The sequence below is a fragment of the Streptomyces sp. NPDC039424 genome (assembly GCF_055639495.1).
This window is the reverse complement of record NZ_JBVKAI010000001.1, coordinates 702,691-720,097: the sequence shown is the minus strand read 5'-3', so window position 1 is coordinate 720,097 and position 17,407 is coordinate 702,691. Positions and strand designations below refer to the sequence as shown.

The following is a 17,407-nucleotide window of genomic DNA, read 5'->3' as shown; positions in this document are numbered from 1 at the left end:
TCCGGCTTACTTGACGCCGAGACCGGCGTCGTCGACGGTGCTCTCGCCCTCGGCCTTGAGGACCTTGTTCAGCAGCGTGAGGTCGTAGATGCCGTCCAGCTTCGGGTTCTCCAGCAGGCCCGCCTTGACCGCGTGCTGCGCCTCGGTGTTGAGCGTGGAGGCCAGCGGGTCGTTCGTGATCTGGATGGACTTCCACGCCGGGTCCAGGACGTCGGCCGGCAGCTCCTTGCCGGAGTCGGTCCCCAGCTGCTTGTTCGCCGCGGCCTTCGCCTCGTCGGGATTGGCGTTGATCCACTTGTTGGTCTCGACCGAGGCCTTGAGCACGGCCTCGACGGCCTTCGGGTGCGCCTCGAGGAACTTCTGCGACACGATGATGTTCGTGATCACGAACTTCTTGTCCGGCCACAGCGTGGACTCGTCCAGCAGCACCTTGGCGCCCTCGGCGACCAGCTTGGACGCGGTCGGCTCCGGCACCCAGGCGCCGTCGATGGAACCGGCCTTGTAGGCGTCCGGGGTCACCTTGTTGTCGGTCCGGACGACCGACACGTCACCCTTGCCGCTCTCGGCGTCGACCTTCCAGCCCTGCTCGGCGGCCCAGTTGAGGAAGGCCACGTCCTGCGTGTTGCCGAGCTGCGGGGTGGCGATCTTCTTGCCCTTGACGTCCTTCAGGGACTTGATCTTCTTCGGGTTGACGACGAGCTTCACGCCGCCGGACGCCGAACCGCCGATGATGCGCAGGTTCTTGCCGGCGGACTTGGTGTAGCCGTTGATCGCCGGGGACGGGCCGATCCAGCCGATGTCGATCGCACCCGAGTTCAGGGCCTCGATCTCGGAGGGACCGGCGTTGAAGATCTGGTACTTGGCCTCGGTGGCGCCGAGCGACTTCTGGAAGTACCCCTTGTTCACGCCCACGAGTGCGGTGGCGTGCGTCAGGTTGCCGAAGTAGCCGATCTTGACGGAGTCGAGACCGTCGATCTTCTTGGCGCCGGCGGCCACCTTCTGGCCGGAAGAGTCGTCCTTGGAGTCGGACCCGTAGCCGCAGGCGGCGAGCGTGAGGAGGGGAAGTGCGGCTACGGCGGCTATGCCGCGGCGAAGAAACGTTGAGCGGTTGGCAGGCACGGGAGGTGTTCCTCTCGTTGGCCCGGCGGTCACGGTCTCTCAGGTCGTGGCCGGGAGTTCGGCAAGGGGTCTTCGTCGCTTCCGGGACGTCGGGTGGGGGGACGGGGCGCGCAAGCGGTGCGCGTACGTCAGCGCACACATCGCGCCACTCCGCCCTGCCCGCTGCCGAGGGCGCCGCTGCCGACGCGGCCGCCCTCCTTCGCGAACGTCGAGTAGAAGTCCGTGGTCGTCATGTCAGAAGTCCCAGCCGTCGTCTTCGGACTCGTCCTTGACCGGCTCGGGGGAGGCGAACGACTCGCCGACCATGCCCGCGGTGAGCGTGGTGCCGTCGCTGGGGTCGATCAGGATGAAGGAGCCCGTGCGACGCGAGTCGGAGTAGGAGTCGGCCGGCAGCGGCTCGGCGGTGCGGATCTTCACCCGGCCGATGTCGTTGGCGACGAGGTGCCCCGGGTGCGGGTGCAGGGACAGGTCGGCGAGCGTGAGCCGGGACGGGATGTCCTTGACGATCGCCTTGACCGTGCGGGTGCCGTGCTTGAGCAGCACCCGGTGGCCGACGGTCAGCGGGGCGTCGGCGACGTGGCAGACCGTGGCCTCGATGTCCTGGGTGGTGGCCGGGGCGTCCTTGGTCGGCACGATCAGGTCGCCGCGCGAGACGTCGATGTCGTCCTGGAGCAGGACGGTCACCGACTGCGTCGTCCAGGCCACGTCGACCGGCTCGCCGAGCAGGTCGATCCCGGAGATCCGCGTCGTACGGCCGGACGGCAGGACCGTCACCTCCTCGCCCACGCGGAAGGAACCGGCCGCGATCTGGCCCGCGTAGCCCCGGTAGTCCGGGTGCTCGGCGGTCTGCGGCCGGATCACGTACTGCACGGGCAGCCGGGCGTGGCAGTGCGCCAGGTCGTGGCTGACCGGGACGGTCTCCAGGTGCTCCAGCACCGTCGGGCCGCCGTACCAGTCCATGGTGGCGGACGGCTCCACCACGTTGTCCCCGGCGAGCGCGGAGATCGGGATCGCGGTGACCTCCGGGACGCCCAGCTCGGTCGCGTACGCCGTGAACTCCTCGGCGATCGCGGCGAACACGGACTCCTGGTAGTCGACGAGGTCCATCTTGTTCACCGCCAGGACCACGTGCGGGACCCGGAGCAGGGCCGCGATGGCGGCGTGCCGGCGGGTCTGCTCGACGACGCCGTTGCGGGCGTCGACCAGCACCACCGTCAGTTCGGCGGTGGAGGCGCCGGTGACCATGTTCCGGGTGTACTGCACATGGCCCGGGGTGTCGGCCAGGATGAAGCGGCGGCGGGGCGTGGCGAAGTAGCGGTAGGCCACGTCGATGGTGATGCCCTGCTCGCGCTCGGCGCGCAGCCCGTCCGTGAGGAGCGCGAGGTCGGGACCCTCCTGGCCCCGGCTCGCGGAGGCGCGCTCCACGGCCTCCAGCTGGTCGGTGAGGACCGACTTGGAGTCGTGCAGCAGGCGGCCGACGAGGGTGGACTTGCCGTCGTCGACGGAGCCCGCGGTGGCGAACCGCAGCAGGGTGGTGGCCGAGAGCGCCTCGGTCGTCGTCGTGCTCATGCTTAGAAGTACCCCTCGCGCTTGCGGTCTTCCATCGCGGCCTCGGAGAGCTTGTCGTCGGCGCGGGTGGCGCCGCGCTCGGTGAGCCGGGACGCGGCGATCTCGGTGATGACGGCGTCCAGCGTGGTCGCGTCGGAGTCGACCGCGCCGGTGCAGGACATGTCACCGACGGTCCGGTAGCGGACCAGGCGCTTGACGACCGTCTCGGTCTCCTTCGGGCCGCCCCACTCGCCGGCCGTCAGCCACATGCCGGCGCGCTGGAACACCTCGCGCTCGTGCGCGAAGTAGATGTCCGGCAGCTCGATGCCCTCGCGGGCGATGTACTGCCACACATCCAGCTCGGTCCAGTTGCTGAGCGGGAAGACGCGGACGTGCTCGCCGGGCGCGTGGCGTCCGTTGTACAGGTTCCACAGCTCGGGCCGCTGGCGGCGCGGGTCCCACTGGGAGAACTCGTCGCGCAGCGAGAACACCCGCTCCTTGGCGCGCGCCTTCTCCTCGTCACGGCGTCCGCCGCCGAAGACCGCGTCGAACCTCTCGCTCTGGATCTTCTCGGTGAGCGGGAGTGTCTGGAGCGGGTTGCGGGTGCCGTCGGGACGTTCCTTGAGCACACCGCGGTCGATGTAGTCCTGTACGGAGGCCACATGGAGGCGCAGTCCATGTGCGGCGACCACACGGTCCCGGTAGTCGATGACCTCCGGGAAGTTGTGTCCCGTGTCCACATGCAGCAGCGAGAAGGGGATCGTCGCCGGGGCGAACGCCTTCAGCGCCAGGTGCAGCATGACGATGGAGTCCTTGCCACCGGAGAACAGGATCACCGGGTTCTCGAACTCGCCCGCCACCTCGCGGAAGATGTGCACCGCCTCGGACTCCAGCGCGTCCAGGTGGCTGAGGGCGTACGGGCTGTGCGTGCCCTCGTCGCCCTCCTTGGTCTTGGCGACGGTCGTCATGCCAGTCCCCTCTCGCTCAGCAGGGCGTACACCGAGGCCGCGGACTCCGGCACGCTCTGGTGCTGCGACTCGATGCGCAGGTCGGGCGCCTCGGGCTCCTCGTACGGGTCGTCGACCCCGGTGAGCCCGCTCAGCTCGCCCGCGGCCTGCTTGGCGTACAGCCCCTTCACATCACGGACGGAGCACACCTCGACCGGGGTCGCCACGTGCACCTCCAGGTACGCCGTGCCGTTCTGCTGGTGCCGCTTGCGCACCGCGTCGCGGCTGTCCGCGTAGGGCGCGATCACCGGTACCAGGGCCTTGACGCCGTTGCGCGCCAGCAGCTCGGCGACGAAGCCGATGCGCTGCACGTTGGTGTGCCGGTCCTCGCGGCTGAAGCCGAGGCCCGCCGAGATGAACTCGCGGATCTCGTCGCCGTCGAGCACCTCGACGAGGTGGCCCTCCTCGCGCAGCCGGCCGGCCAGCTCGTACGCGATGGTGGTCTTGCCGGCACTCGGCAGACCCGTGAGCCAGACGGTGGCTCCGGTGGTCACGTGGTTCTCCCTGTTCGTCGGGGAATGCGCGGAATGCGTGGAATACGTGGAAATCACAGTCATGTCAGCCGTGCAGCCCGCACTCGGTCTTGCTCCGCCCGGCCCAGCGGCCGGCGCGTGCGTCCTCCCCTTCGAGGACCCGGCGGGTGCACGGGGCGCAGCCCACGGAGGCGTAGCCGTCCATCAGCAGCGGGTTGGTCAGTACGCCGTGTTCGGCGACGTAGGCGTCCACGTCGTCCTGCGTCCAGCGGGCGATCGGGGAGATCTTGACCTTGCGGCGCTTGTCGTCCCAGCCGACGACCGGGGTGTTCGCCCGGGTCGGGGACTCGTCGCGGCGCAGGCCGGTCGCCCAGGCCCGGTAACTCTTCAGGCCCTCCTCCAGCGGCTGCACCTTGCGGAGCTTGCAGCACAGGTCGGGGTCGCGGTCGTGCAGCCTGGGCCCGTACTCGGCGTCCTGCTCGGCGACCGTCTGCTTCGGGGTCAGCGTGATGACGTTGACGTCCATCACGGCCTCGACCGCGTCGCGGGTGCCGATGGTCTCCGGGAAGTGGTAGCCGGTGTCGAGGAACACCACGTCCACGCCCTTGAGGACCCGGGACGCCAGATGGGCGACCACCGCGTCCTCCATGGAGGAGGTCACGCAGAAGTCCTTGCCGAAGGTGTCCACCGCCCACTGGAGGATCTCCAGGGCGGAGGCGTCCTCCAGGTCGCGTCCCGCCTGCTCGGCGAGCGCCTTCAGCTCGTCGTCGGTACGCGCTTCCTGAGCCGTCGTCATATCCGGTCATCCCCTCCGTGGTCGGCTCGCTGAAGACCCCGGGCCAGCAGCCCGAGGAACTTCAGCTGGAATGCGCGGTTGCACGCTCCGCATTCCCAGGCGCCGTGGCCCTGCTCGTTCGGACGCAGGTCCTCGTCGCCGCAGTAGGGGCAGTGGAAGGGGGCGGCCCGCTCGCTCACGACAGGGCCTCCTCGCTGGCGCGGGCGGCCCAGACGGCGAACCGCTCGCCGTCCTCGCGCTCGGCCTGGAACCGCTTGAGGACCCGCTCGACGTAGTCCGGGAGCTCCTCGGACGTCACCTTCAGTCCGCGCACCTTGCGGCCGAAGCCGGCCTCCAGACCGAGGGCGCCGCCGAGGTGCACCTGGAAGCCCTCGACCTGCTCGCCCTTGTCGTTCAGGACCAGCTGGCCCTTGAGACCGATGTCCGCCACCTGGATACGGGCGCAGGCGTTCGGGCAGCCGTTGAGGTTGATGGTGATCGGCTCGTCGAAGTCCGGGATGCGGCGCTCCAGTTCGTCGATGAGCTGGGAGCCGCGCACCTTGGTCTCGACGATGGCGAGCTTGCAGAACTCGATGCCGGTGCAGGCCATGGTGCCGCGCCGGAACGGGGAGGGCTTGGCGGTGAGGTCCAGCGCCTCCAGGGCCTCGACCAGCGAGTCGACCTGCGCCTCCTCGACATCGAGGATGATCATCTTCTGTTCGACGGTGGTACGGACCCGGCCGGACCCGTGCGCCTCCGCCAGGTCGGCGATCTTCGTCAGGGTGGTGCCGTCGACGCGGCCGACCCGCGGGGCGAAACCGACGTAGAAACGGCCGTCGTTCTGGCGGTGCACACCGACGTGGTCGCGCCACTGCTGGACCGGCTGCTGAGGTGCGGGGCCGTCGACGAGCTTCCGCTGCAGGTACTCGTCCTCCAGCACCTGCCGGAACTTCTCCGCGCCCCAGTCGGCGACCAGGAACTTCAGGCGGGCGCGGGTCCGCAGCCGCCGGTAGCCGTAGTCACGGAAGATCGACAGCACGCCCTCGTAGACGTCCGGCACCTCGTCCAGCGGCACCCAGGCGCCCAGCCGCACACCCAGCTTGGGGTTGGTCGACAGGCCGCCGCCGACCCACACGTCGAAGCCCGGCCCGTGCTCGGGGTGCCGGACGCCGACGAAGGCCACGTCGTTGATCTCGTGCACCACGTCCAGCAGGGGCGAGCCCGAGATGGCCGTCTTGAACTTCCGGGGGAGGTTCGAGTACGCCTTGTTGTTCAGGACGCGGCGCTTCATCTCCTCCAGCGCCGGGGTGCCGTCGATGATCTCGTCCTCGGCGATCCCGGCGACCGGTGAGCCGATCATCACACGGGGCGTGTCACCGCAGGCCGTGACCGTGGACAGCCCGACGGCCTCCAGCCGCTGCCAGATCTCGGGCACGTCCTCGACCCGGATCCAGTGGTACTGGACGTTCTGCCGGTCGGTGATGTCGGCGGTGCCGCGCGCGAACTCCTGCGAGATCTCACCGATGACCCGCAGCTGCCGCGTGGTCAGCCGGCCGCCGTCGATGCGCACCCGGAGCATGAAGTACTCGTCGTCCAGCTCCTCCGGCTCCAGGATCGCGGTCTTGCCGCCGTCGATCCCGGGCTTGCGCTGGGTGTACAGCCCCCACCAGCGCATACGCCCACGAAGGTCGTTGGGGTCGATCGAGTCGAAGCCGCGCTTGGAGTAGATCGTCTCAATGCGTGTCCGCACATTGAGACCGTCGTCGTCCTTCTTGAACTGCTCGTTGCCGTTGAGCGGGGTGTGGTGGCCTACGGCCCACTGACCCTCACCGCGGTGACGACTCACCTTGCGGCGGGGCGCGGAGGCGGCGGGGTTCTGTGGGGTGGCGGCCATGGTTCTACGTCCTTCGGGACAGGCGGAAAGCGGCTCTGACCTGCGCATGCGGGCGCATCGGGGCATACGTGCGCGTCGTTGCGCACAGGGAGAGGAAGGGGTGTCGGCGGTGCTGGGGCCGTGGCCCAAGGCCACTGCGGGAAGGGTCAGCTCGCTCGACAGATGGCGCTGGACATGCGGCCGAGATCGACGTGCCGCCGACTCACCAAGGCAATTCCAGTTCCGGACATGACGAAAGCGTGTCACGGGGATCTCTGGCCAGTCCACCGTTATCCGCATTCTGGACACGCCTGTCCCGAATGCTGGATGTTGTGATCTGTGTCATGCGCGGTACGCGCTTGTCGTCAAGCCCCCGGCCAGGGCCCCGGCGCCGCCACCTCCCGCTCCTGATCCACCTTCGTGTCGAAGAGCCGGAAACCCCGCCTCAGGTAGTTGTCCATGGCGAACTCCCCGTCCTTGCTGCACGTGTGCAGCCACACCCGCTTCGTCGGCGCCCGCCCGCTCCACCGCTCGCCGAGGTCCCATGCCCGCGCCGTTCCGTGCGCCAGCAGATGCCCCCCGATCCGCCGCCCCCGGAACGCCGGGATCAGCCCGAAGTACGCGATCTCCACGACGCCGTCGTCCTGCGGGTCCAGCTCCACATAACCGGCGGGCGTGCCCCGGTCGTACGCCACCCAGGTCTCCACACCCGGCCGGCCCAGGTACTCCAGCCACCGGTCGTAGCTCCAGACGAGCCGGTCGGTCCAGCGGATGTCGCCACCGACCGAGGCGTACAGGAAGCGGCTGAACTCGGGGGAGGGGACCTCGGAGCGGACGATGCGGACGTCGCCCTCGGGGGCGGCGGCCGGGAGGAGGTCCGCCGGGGACGTCTGCTCCAGGGACCAAGTGGTGACCGTGACGCTGCTCATGCAGGCCAGGGAATCATCTACCCCAGGGAGCTGTCGATGGAGGCCAGCGGCAGGGAGAACAGCATGCGGTCCGTGACCGACCACACCTCGCCCGTCTCCTGCCAGTAGGACAGGGACCCGGCGCCCTCCGCCCAGCAGTGCCGCGTGGCGTCGGAGCCGCAGTGCGCCGCCTTCGCGCCCTTGGCGTCCTGGCGCCACAGAGTGCCGTGGCCGTCCTGGTCACCGGGCGGGTGTCCGAGGTACCAGACGGACCGTGCCGCGCCGGCCGGCCGGTACGACAGCACGCCCCGGACTCCGGACGCCCCGGTCCGGTAGGCCTCGACCGCGTCCACCCCGCCCGCCGCGTCCGTGGCGAGCAGGCCGCCGCGTGCCGGGTCGGCGCTGAAGGAGTACCGCCACAGCCGGGTGTGGCGTTCGCTGCCGGCGGGGGTCGCCTCGCTCACGGCCAGGCTGTCGGGCGCCGTGCCGCGGTCCAGGGAGAGGCCGCCCGGACAGGGGATGCCGCGCTCCGCGGCGGCGCAGGGCCCGGCCGCGAAGCGATAGACGCCCACGGCCGGCATCACATATGCGTAACCGTCCGCCGACCAGCCGCCGGGCACCCGGCCGATCCGCGGGCCGTCGACGGTGGTGCGCTGAATGCGGTTCAGGTCGTAGACGTACAGCGCCTCGGCCGCGCCCGTGTCGGTGGTGACCAGCAGCTTGTCCTCGTACCAGACCATGCCGGAGACATGTGACACGAGACCGCGGTAGTCGCGGCCGTCCTCGGTCGGGACCACCGGCAGCACCCAGCGGTAGACCGGACGGAGCAGGTCGTTCGCGTCGACGAAGGCGATCCGGGCCAGGCCCCGCTCGGCGGCGGGACCGGTCGTCGCGCTGTGCGTCCAGCCCGTGAGGATCACGCGGTTGGCGCCCCACAGGCCGTCGTCGTCCGCGTCACCGGACGTGGTCACGGACGCCGGCTTCCAGCCGTCGGTGGCGGTGTCGGCGGGATCCCAGCAGTACCCGCGGGTGGCCTCGGGGGCGACGGGCAGCGACTCCCGTTCACCGGAGGTGCAGTCGGCCGCCTCGCGCAGGGTGCGGTCGGCGCTGTCCAGGACGGTGTCGACGCCGACCGGGCGGCCCATGGCCGCGGCCAGCCGGTCGAGTGAGCGGGCCGGTATCAGCTCCTCCTGGAGCCGCAGTTCACCCGTCCCGGCAGAGGAGGTCAGCGGCTTCAGGGCACCCGGGTCGTGGGCGACCGTGGCCTGCGAGGCACTGATCAGGGTGGCGGCCGCGGTGAGCGCGAGGGCGGTGCCGGCCAGGACCGCGCGCAGCGCCGCGCCCCGTCTGCGCCGACGGTGTCTGCCGCGTTGCTTCATGTCTCCTCCCGAGGCGGGCCAACTGCGCCGGACGGTCCGTACGTTGACCGAGGAGCAGGTGGGGAGGCCCGTAGGGGGGATGCTACGGCAGTTGGGGGTGTCACAGGCCGAAGACCCCGCAAATATGCGGAAGATGCCCCCTCGGATGTGCTCAATGTGCCGTATATGGTGAAGTTCGCCTCTTTTCAGAGAACGGGCGGCGACGTCCGTCCCCCGATCACCGCCGGCGCCGTCGAGTGCGGCAACAGCTCGTGCGGGTCGTCCGGCAGCAGCACCTCGACCTCCGCGTCCTCGCAGAAACGATACGGCCGGTGTTGCAGGAACGCCCCGAGATACCGCCGCACCCGGGACATCTCCGCCCGCACCGTCACCGTACGCGACGGGTCCCCGAACAGGTCCGCGGCCAGGCCCGCCGCGCTTCGGCCGGTACGGTGCCGGGCCAGCAGATAGAGCAACTCGGCGTGCCGGGGGCTCAGTTCCCGGGACCAGGAGCCCGCGCCCCCGGTGACCGTCACCGTCCAGCGGCGCGGCTGCGCCAGATCCAGCACGATCCGGACCGCGCCCGGCGGCGGCTCGTCGACCGCGCGCACCAGCCAGCCCCCCGCCAGCGGCTCCACCGAGCACAGACCGAGCGCGGGCAGCCACCGGCGGCCCGCCGACAGCGCCGTGGGCAGCCCGACACGCGGCGTGTACGGCATCCCCGTGACCGCGGCGGTCCAGCCGTCCCGGTCCGCCACCACCGCCTGCCCGCCGACCCGGGCCAGCACCGGCGCCGCCTCGGCGCGCAGCCGCTCCAGCGAGGTCAGGTGCAGCTCCCTCAGACGCGCCTCGGCGAGCTTGGCCACCGAGTCCACCCAGGCCAGCGTCGCCGGGTGCATCGTCTCCAGCGGGCCGCTGACGTCCACCACACCGAGCAGCCGACCGTCGCGGGGGTCGGTGATCGGGGCGCCGGTACAGGTCCAGGAGGTGTGCGAGCGGACGAAGTGCTCACCGGCGAAGACCTGGACGGGCCGCCGCACCACCACCGAGGTGCCCACGCCGTTGGTGCCGACGACGTCCTCCCGCCAGTCGGCGCCCACCTCCAGGCCGAGACCGTCGGCGTTGCGCAGCACGGCCGCACTGCCCTCCCGCCACAGCACCCGGCCGTCGGCGTCCGCGACCACCATGATGTGCCGGGCGACGTCCGCGACCGACAACAGCCCCTCCCGCAGCACCGGCAGGACCTGCCCGAGCGGCGACTCCTCCCGTCTGCGCCGCACTTCCTCCCGGGACAGCAGCCCGCCCCGGAAACCGCGGTCGGGGTCGACCCCGCCGCGCAGCATGCGCCCCCAGGACTGCTCGATCACCGGGCGGGGCGCGAGCGGACTCGGCCGCCCGGCGAGCGTGGCCGCGCGCACCTCCCTGAGCACCCGCGCCGCCCGCGACACGTCCATGGCGGCGAGCCGCGCCAGATCCAGCGGCGAGTCGGCCACGGAAGTCCTCCCGGAGAGATGCGCCGGCAAGCGGTTGTCACACGGTCCGGGCGGCGCTTTCCGGCCCGACCACCCCTCCCATAGTGCCCGTTGGGAAAGGCCGGGGACACACAGTCCATCCACAGGCACCGCCAAGTTGCAACCCCTTGCAACCCTGGTGGACGGACCCCGCGGTGGCCGAAACTTGAGCAGCGCCGCCCCGGGCGGCGCCGTGGCCTGCAACGGGCCGTGAGCGGGGGTGGTGCCGTGTCGGCGCAGCACCACTCCCGCGTCAACGCCCTGCCCGGCGGACCGGGCCGGGCGCGAACGGACACGAACCCGGGGGCCACCGGCCCTCAGGACACCGGGCGGGCCCGCTCCACCACGGCGGCCAGATTCAGACCGTACGGCAAGGTGCCGAAGGCCGCCCCCCAGTCACCGCCCAGCCGGGAGGCGCAGAACGCGTCGGCGACCTCCGGTGGCGCGAACCGCACCAGCAGCGACCCCTGCAGGACCAGCGCCAGCCGCTCCACGAGCCGCCGGGCGCGCCCCTCCGCGCCCTCCAGTTCGCCGAGTTCGGACAGCAGGTTCTTCACCGCCCCGTCCAGCCGGTGGTCGGCGCCGCGCGCCCGGCCGACCTCGATCAGATAGGCGTCCAGCGCCCCCGGCTCACGCTGCAGCGCCCGCAGCACGTCCAGCGCCTGGACATTGCCCGCGCCCTCCCAGATGGAGTTGAGCGGCGACTCGCGCACCAGCCGGGGCAGGCCCCACTCCTCGACGTAGCCGTTGCCGCCCAGGCACTCGGCGGCCTCCACCGTCACCGGTGTACACCGTTTGGTCACCCAGTACTTGGCGGCCGGCACCGCCAGGCGCAGCAGCGCCCGCTCCTGCTCGCCCCCGTCGTCGTAGGCGGCCGCCAGCCGCATCGCGAGCGTGGTGGCGGCCTCCGACTCCAGCGCGAGGTCGGCGAGCACATTGCGCATCAGCGGCTTGTCGATCAGCTTGCCGCCGAAGGCCTCCCGGTGGGCGCAGTGGTGGACGGCCTGCGCCACCGCCTGCCGCATCAGCCCGGCGGAGCCGAGCGCGCAGTCGAGCCGGGTCGCGGCGACCATCTCGATGATGGTCCGCACCCCCCGTCCCTCCTCGCCGACCCGGCGCGCCCAGGTCCCGTCGAACTCGACCTCGCCGGAGGCGTTCGACCGGTTGCCGAGCTTGTCCTTGAGCCGCTGGATGAGGAAGACGTTGCGGGTGCCGTCCCGCAGGACCCGGGGCACCAGGAAGCAGGTCAGCCCGTCCGGGGCCTGGGCGAGCACCAGGAACCCGTCCGACATCGGCGCCGAGCAGAACCACTTGTGCCCGGTCAGCGTGTACGTCCCGGCCTCGGCCAGCGGCGTCGCCGTGGTGGTGTTCGCCCGGACGTCGCTGCCGCCCTGCTTCTCGGTCATGCCCATGCCGAAGAGGGCTCCGGCCTTCAGATGGGCGGGCCGCAGCTCACGGTCGTAGATCGTGGAGGTCAGCCGGGGCTCCCACTCGGCGGCGAGCTCCGGGTCGGTGCGCAGCGCGGGCACCGCCGCGTGGGTCATGGACAGCGGGCAGCCGTTGCCCGCCTCGACCTGGCTCCACAGGAGGAACCCGGCCGCCCGCCGCACATGCCCGGCCGGGCGGGTCCAGGCGGTGGTCAGCCCCGCCGAGACGCCCTTGCCGAGCAGCCGGTGCCAGGCGGGATGGAACTCGACCTCGTCGATGCGGTGACCGTGGCGGTCGTGGGTGCGCAGTCTGGGCGGGTTTTCGTTGGCCAGTACCGCCCATTCCTGCACCTGGGCCGAGCCCGAGGTCTTGCCGAGCCCGGACAGCTCGTCGAGCACCTCCTCGCGCAGGCCGGGGTCGGTATGCCGCTCGACCGCCTCGGTCAGGGCCCGGTCGGCGGCGAAGAGGTCGTATCCCACCAGCGGCGGCGGCTGGTTCGTCACGGTGTGCGTGCTGGTACCTGCCATGTCAGCGAACCTACCCGGGGCGGCGGCGGTAATGGCCCCAGCGTGGCACAGGACCGTCCACGGGCGCCTTCCGCCCGGGCCGCCGCCCGGAAGGTGAGCGCGGCCCGGTGCGACGGATACCGTTAGGTCGTGCAGCCAGCAAGTGAAACCCCCGAGCGGCCCGGCGGCCGGCTCCACCGGGCCCGAGCCCTCTACCGGAACGTCTCCAAGCGCAGGACCGCCTGGCTGCTGCTCAAGGACACCGTCAACTCGTGCATGGAGTACCGCATCCTCGGCCTGGCCGCCGAGGCGGCGTTCTTCACACTGCTGTCCGTGCCGCCCCTGCTGCTGAGCCTGATCGGGCTGCTCGGCTACGTCGACGACTGGACCGGCGCCGACACCATCCAGAGCCTGGAGACCAACCTCCTGGAGGCCTCCCGCACCGTCCTGTCCGACAAGGGCGTCAAGGAGATCGCCGAACCCATCCTGCACGACGTGATGCAGGGCGGCCGCCCGGACGTCATCTCCATCGGCTTCCTGTTCGCCCTCTGGTCGGGCTCCCGGGCGGTGAACGTCTTCATCGACACCATCACCGTGATGTACGGCCTCGACGGCGTCCGGGGCATCGTCAAGACCCGGATCATGGCCTTCATGCTGTTCATCGTGGCGCTGCTGATCGGCTCGGTGGCGCTGCCGCTGATGGTGGCGGGCCCGGACGCGGTGGTGCGGATCGTGCCCTGGTCGGAGACGGTGGTGCAGGTCCTGTACTGGCCGGTGGTGATCATCCTCTCGGTCGCCTTCCTGACGACGCTGTACCACGTGTCCGTACCCGTGCGCTCCCCGTGGATCGAGGACGTGCCCGGCGCGCTGGTCGCCCTGGCCATGTGGGTGCTCGGCAGCTTCCTCCTGCGGATCTACCTCACGAACACGATCGAGGGCGCCACGATCTACGGCTCCCTCGCCGCCGCCGTCGCGGTCCTGCTGTGGATCGGCGTGTCCGCGTTCGCCGTCCTCGTCGGCGCCGCCGTCAACGCGGCCATCGACCGGGTCTGGCCGGCCGCCGCCACGGCCGCCGCCCGCGCCGCCCAGGAGCGGCTGCGCGAGGTCCAGGTCGCCGAGTACGTCGCCCGCGCGGCCGCGGCCCGCGAGGCCGACCCCGACGACCCCGACATGCCGTCCGAGTTCCCCGAGCGCTGGTCCCGCTTCCTTCCCCCGGAGGACGTGACGGCACGGCTGCGCACCCATGTGAAGAGCCACCACAACGCGCACCACAAGCCGGGCGGGGACACGGCACCGCCGGAGAAGTGACCGGGCCGCCCTTGGCGCGGAGGGCTTGGGCGCTGTCTTCCTCGTCGTCTTCCTCGTCGTTTTCCTGGTTGCTCTCCCAGTCGTTTTTCACCCGGTCGTCCTCCTCGTCGCCGAGCGGGCGTGAGGGGCGCATCGGCGGCGTAGCCTGGCGTACGTGTACGAGGAGCGGGCGTCCCGGCTGACCGGCGCGGTGGTGTGGCGCCGCACCCTGGAGGACCCCGCCGCGCGGCCCGTACTGCCCGACGGGTGCATGGACCTGCTGTGGAGCGAGGGACGCCTGCTGGTCGCGGGCCCGGACACACGCGCCCACGTCCCCGAGGGGCCGCCGCGCCGCTGGGCGGGCGTCCGTTTCCACCCCGGCACCGCGCCCGGCTTCCTCGGCGTCCCGGCGTACGAACTGCGCGACCGCCGCGTCGACCTCGCCGACCTGTGGCCCGCCGCCGAGGTCCGGCGCCTGGCCGCCCGCGTCGAGGCGGCCCGGGAACCGGCGACGGCCCTGGAGGACATCGCGCTGCGGCGGGCGGCCGGTGCGGGCCCGCCCGATCCGCTGCTCGGACGGCTCGTCGCGGCGCTGGACAGCGGCCGCCCGGTCGCCGCCACCGCCGACGAACTCGGCCTCGGCGCACGCCGCTTGCACCGCCGCTGCCTGACCGCCTTCGGCTACGGCCCCAAGACGCTGGCCCGGGTGCTGCGGCTGCAACGGGCGCTCGCCCTCGCCCGCGCCGGGGTGCCGTTCGCCGAGACGGCCGCCCGGGCCGGGTACGCCGATCAGCCGCACCTGGCCAGGGACGTACGGGAGTTGGCGGGGACGACGCTGAGGGAGCTACTGGGCGGCCGGTAGCGGCGCGAACAGGTCGACGCCGTTGCCGTCGGGGTCGTGCACGGTGGCGTACCGCTGCCCCCAGAAGGCGTCCCACGGCTTCAGCTCCCCGTGGTGGCCGGAGCCCACCAGATCCTCGTACACGGCGTCGACGTCGGCGGGTGTCTCGCACCGGAAGGCGAGCGAGACCCGGCCCCCGCCGGCCGGTGGCCGCCACCCGGGGTGGAAGGAGCGGATGGTGTCCTCGGTGTCCAGGGCGAGGGTCAGCCCGCCGGGCAGCCCGGCCTCGACATGCGGCTGTTCCTCGGCGCCCTCCGGGAAGACGAGCCCGAGGCGACGGTAGAAGGCGAGCGAGGCGGCCAGGTCGGAGGCCACCACGCCGATCACTGCGCATCGTGGAGTCATGCCGTCACCGTAGGCCGGGCCCCGGCCGACGGTCTTGAACGAATCGGACATCACCCGGCGCACACACGTACCCCGGCGCGGCCCGGGCCGAGGCCCCCGCCCACCCGGTCCGGTCGCGGCCGGCGGCACCCGGTCGCGGACATCGCGCTGACCGTCGGCCTGCTCGTCGTCGACGGCATCGCGGCCGTCATCGCCCTCCTGGCCGGCATCGACTTCGACGGACGGCAGCGCACGGGTGCTGGTCGGCCTGGCCGGCCAGGTCGTCGTGGCCGCCGCCGTGGCCGGGGCGTCCTCAGCGGAAGGTGACCGGCCCTTTCGGGGTCCGAACGGTGAAGGAAAGGCCCACCGGTCCTTCCGCCAGGACCAGTTCGGTGTCCAGGGCGGACAGCAGCTGCCGGACGCCGTCCGGGTCGGGGGCGGTGGCGGTCAGCTCCAGCAGGGGAGTGACGGGCAGGCCGGAGGCGGCCGGGTGGCGTGAGGCGCCCCAGTCGATGAGGAAGGGGACCAGACCGGAGTGGTGCGCGGCGTCGCTGCCGGTCAGCCGCCAGCTCAGCAGCGTGCCGTCCGGGGTACGGCGGCTCATCGGGTACACCGGGCCGGGGTCGTAACCGCGGGCGCGGGCCGCCGCGAGCGCGCCGTCCAGGTCGGGCGGGCTGATCGCCCAGGTCACCGTGCGCGGCCCGGCCGGCCCGTCGACCCCGAAGGGCCGGGGGGCCTCCGGGGCGCCCTGCTCCGGGTCCGGCCCGATGATCTCCAGATAGCTGCGCCCGCCCAGCCCCACCAGGTGGTTGCGGGTGCCGAGCCCGACATGCACCCCGCCGGGCGCGGGCGTCACACCCGTGCGCCGGGCGAAGTCGGCGACCGTCGCCGCGAGGTCCGGCGTCACCAGGACGAGGTGGTCCAGGAAGGGAGGAATGCGGTTCATTCCGGCCGAGGCTACGGTCATCCCCGGTCCCCTACAAGGGACTTGACGCCGCTCGGCGGCACAGGGCCCCGCGTCGTGGCCGCCCGACCGCTCCGGCCGGGCCGCGTGACGTTTCTCCGGTGAACCGGTTGCTCCATCGGGGTGAGTAAAGCCCGCGTACAGAGAGCACCACGAGAACACCACGAGATGATCTTGTCTTGGCAAAGGGCTGTTGCGACGCGGCGCCACTCTCGGCGACCGCGCAACCCACCCACACAAGGAGCCGGACCTTGACTCACGGGAAGAAGCTGCGCGAGCGGATCGCCGGGCCGGGGACCACCCCACTGATCGGCGTGTACGACATGTACTCGGCGTCTATCGCGGCGAAGCACTACGACGGGATGTTCGTCTCGGGCTTCGGCTTCGCGGCCTCGTACTACGGGCTGCCGGACATCGGATTCATCGCCTGGCCGGACATGGTCGCGTTCGTCCAGCGGCTGCGGGGCGCGTTCCCGGACCACCACCTGCTGGTCGACATCGACGACGGGTACGTCGATCCGGAGGTCGCCTGCCACGTCGTCGAGGGCCTGGAGCGGATCGGCGCCTCCGGCGTGATCCTCGAGGACCAGAAACGTCCCCGCCGCTGCGGGCACGCCGACGGCAAGCAGGTACTGCCGCTGGAGGAGTACCTGGAGAAGCTTCAGCAGGTCCTCGCCACCCGCCGGGACCTGGTGGTGGTGGCCCGCACGGACGCCACCGACGAGCACGACATCCTGCACCGGGCCGAGCGGCTGGCCGCCACCGACGCCGACGTGGTCCTGGTCGACGGGGTGCGCAGCGTGGCGTGGATCCGACGGATCCGCGAGGTCGTCGGCGACAAGCCGCTGCTGTTCAACCAGATCGCGGGCGGCAAGTCGCCGCGCCTGTCGCTGAGCGAACTGTCCGACCTCGGCGTGGACGTGGCGATCTACAGCACCCCGTGCCTGTTCGCCGCACACGAGGCGATGGACACCGCGCTCACCGGCCTGAAGGAGGCCGACGGCCGGCTGCCCGAGGTGGACCCCGCGAGCGGCGTCGGCGTCAAGGCGGCCACCCGGCTGCTGGAGCGCAACATCGCCCGGCACCGGTCCGCTCCCGAGGGTGTGGGCGTGTGAGCCGTGCCGCACCCCGGCTGCGTACGGCGACGGCGGTCGCCGCGGCCCTGCTCGGCACCGCCGCCGCGCCCGCGTCCGCGGGCGGCGGCCTGATCACCGTCATCGACAACTCCGGGGCCGACTCGGTCCTCGAAATCGACCGCACCGGCAACGTCCAGACCGGCAGCGGCACCGCCGGCAGCGACCACGACGGCAGCGCCGTCGACCTGATGGCGGCCCTCGCCGGCGCCGCGGACCGGGACGGCGACTGACCGCGCGGCGACGAGACGGCGGCCGGGCACCCCGTGCGGGAGGTGCCCGGCCGTCTCCC

18 protein-coding genes are annotated in these 17,407 nt (G+C 71.8%); 4 read left to right on the top strand and 14 right to left on the bottom strand.

Features of this window, described 5'->3' with window-relative positions:
• Positions 1 to 6: 6 nt before the first annotated feature.
• The 12 genes from ACZ7L0_RS03340 to ACZ7L0_RS03285 form a co-directional block, all read right to left on the bottom strand.
• Positions 7 to 1,119, bottom strand: coding sequence for an aliphatic sulfonate ABC transporter substrate-binding protein (locus tag ACZ7L0_RS03340; protein ID WP_471240678.1), 1,113 nt, complete (start codon positions 1,117 to 1,119; stop codon positions 7 to 9).
• Between the two features lie 234 nt (positions 1,120 to 1,353).
• Positions 1,354 to 2,688, bottom strand: a complete 1,335-nt coding sequence (locus ACZ7L0_RS03335; RefSeq protein WP_471240677.1) for a sulfate adenylyltransferase subunit 1 — start codon at positions 2,686 to 2,688, stop codon at positions 1,354 to 1,356.
• A gap of 2 nt (positions 2,689 to 2,690) precedes the next feature.
• Positions 2,691 to 3,635, bottom strand: a complete 945-nt coding sequence (gene cysD / locus ACZ7L0_RS03330) for a sulfate adenylyltransferase subunit CysD (RefSeq protein ID WP_471240676.1) — start codon at positions 3,633 to 3,635, stop codon at positions 2,691 to 2,693.
• Positions 3,632 to 4,168 (bottom strand): adenylyl-sulfate kinase, encoded by a 537-nt coding sequence (cysC, locus tag ACZ7L0_RS03325; protein ID WP_471240675.1) that lies wholly within the window; start codon positions 4,166 to 4,168, stop codon positions 3,632 to 3,634. Before cysC ends, cysD begins: the two co-directional genes overlap by 4 nt.
• Positions 4,169 to 4,232: 64 nt before the next feature.
• On the bottom strand, positions 4,233 to 4,943 hold the full coding sequence (locus ACZ7L0_RS03320; protein ID WP_471240674.1) for a phosphoadenylyl-sulfate reductase: 711 nt from the start codon (positions 4,941 to 4,943) through the stop codon (positions 4,233 to 4,235).
• Positions 4,940 to 5,122: a hypothetical protein gene (locus ACZ7L0_RS03315; protein ID WP_471240673.1), complete on the bottom strand. Its 183-nt coding sequence runs from the start codon at positions 5,120 to 5,122 to the stop codon at positions 4,940 to 4,942. The genes ACZ7L0_RS03320 and ACZ7L0_RS03315 overlap by 4 nt, the downstream gene beginning before the upstream one ends.
• A complete protein-coding gene (locus tag ACZ7L0_RS03310; RefSeq protein WP_471240672.1) occupies positions 5,119 to 6,816 on the bottom strand; it encodes a nitrite/sulfite reductase in 1,698 nt (565 codons plus the stop codon). Before ACZ7L0_RS03310 ends, ACZ7L0_RS03315 begins: the two co-directional genes overlap by 4 nt.
• Before the next feature lie 146 nt (positions 6,817 to 6,962).
• Entirely contained in the window at positions 6,963 to 7,046 is an 84-nt protein-coding gene (locus ACZ7L0_RS03305; protein WP_361451897.1) for a putative leader peptide, read from the bottom strand.
• 114 nt (positions 7,047 to 7,160) lie between these two features.
• Positions 7,161 to 7,724 (bottom strand): GNAT family N-acetyltransferase, encoded by a 564-nt coding sequence (locus tag ACZ7L0_RS03300; protein WP_471240671.1) that lies wholly within the window; start codon positions 7,722 to 7,724, stop codon positions 7,161 to 7,163.
• A gap of 17 nt (positions 7,725 to 7,741) precedes the next feature.
• The gene (locus tag ACZ7L0_RS03295) at positions 7,742 to 9,082 is read right to left on the bottom strand and encodes a hypothetical protein (RefSeq protein ID WP_471240670.1); all 1,341 of its coding nucleotides are present in this window, start codon (positions 9,080 to 9,082) and stop codon (positions 7,742 to 7,744) included.
• Positions 9,083 to 9,267: 185 nt separating this feature from the next.
• Complete coding sequence (locus ACZ7L0_RS03290) at positions 9,268 to 10,515, bottom strand: GAF domain-containing protein (RefSeq protein ID WP_471240976.1); 1,248 nt, start codon at positions 10,513 to 10,515, stop codon at positions 9,268 to 9,270.
• 374 nt (positions 10,516 to 10,889) lie between these two features.
• Positions 10,890 to 12,527 (bottom strand): acyl-CoA dehydrogenase family protein, encoded by a 1,638-nt coding sequence (locus ACZ7L0_RS03285; protein WP_471240669.1) that lies wholly within the window; start codon positions 12,525 to 12,527, stop codon positions 10,890 to 10,892.
• 129 nt (positions 12,528 to 12,656) lie between these two features.
• On the opposite strand from ACZ7L0_RS03285, the gene ACZ7L0_RS03280 reads away from it, so the two are divergent.
• A complete protein-coding gene (locus ACZ7L0_RS03280) occupies positions 12,657 to 13,814 on the top strand; it encodes a YihY/virulence factor BrkB family protein (protein WP_471240668.1) in 1,158 nt (385 codons plus the stop codon).
• Positions 13,815 to 13,968: 154 nt separating this feature from the next.
• The gene (locus ACZ7L0_RS03275) at positions 13,969 to 14,655 is read left to right on the top strand and encodes a helix-turn-helix domain-containing protein (protein WP_471240667.1); all 687 of its coding nucleotides are present in this window, start codon (positions 13,969 to 13,971) and stop codon (positions 14,653 to 14,655) included.
• Here the strand turns inward: ACZ7L0_RS03275 and ACZ7L0_RS03270 are convergent.
• Positions 14,638 to 15,039: a VOC family protein gene (locus tag ACZ7L0_RS03270; RefSeq protein ID WP_471240666.1), complete on the bottom strand. Its 402-nt coding sequence runs from the start codon at positions 15,037 to 15,039 to the stop codon at positions 14,638 to 14,640. The genes ACZ7L0_RS03275 and ACZ7L0_RS03270 overlap by 18 nt on opposite strands.
• 292 nt (positions 15,040 to 15,331) lie before the next feature.
• A complete protein-coding gene (locus ACZ7L0_RS03265) occupies positions 15,332 to 15,964 on the bottom strand; it encodes a VOC family protein (RefSeq protein WP_471240665.1) in 633 nt (210 codons plus the stop codon).
• Positions 15,965 to 16,233: 269 nt separating this feature from the next.
• Between ACZ7L0_RS03265 and ACZ7L0_RS03260 the strand changes: the two genes are divergently transcribed.
• Both ACZ7L0_RS03260 and ACZ7L0_RS03255 read left to right on the top strand, forming a co-directional pair.
• Entirely contained in the window at positions 16,234 to 17,097 is an 864-nt protein-coding gene (locus ACZ7L0_RS03260) for an isocitrate lyase/PEP mutase family protein (protein ID WP_471240664.1), read from the top strand.
• Positions 17,094 to 17,348: a hypothetical protein gene (locus ACZ7L0_RS03255; protein WP_471240663.1), complete on the top strand. Its 255-nt coding sequence runs from the start codon at positions 17,094 to 17,096 to the stop codon at positions 17,346 to 17,348. Before ACZ7L0_RS03260 ends, ACZ7L0_RS03255 begins: the two co-directional genes overlap by 4 nt.
• The last annotated feature ends 59 nt before the right edge of the window (positions 17,349 to 17,407 follow it).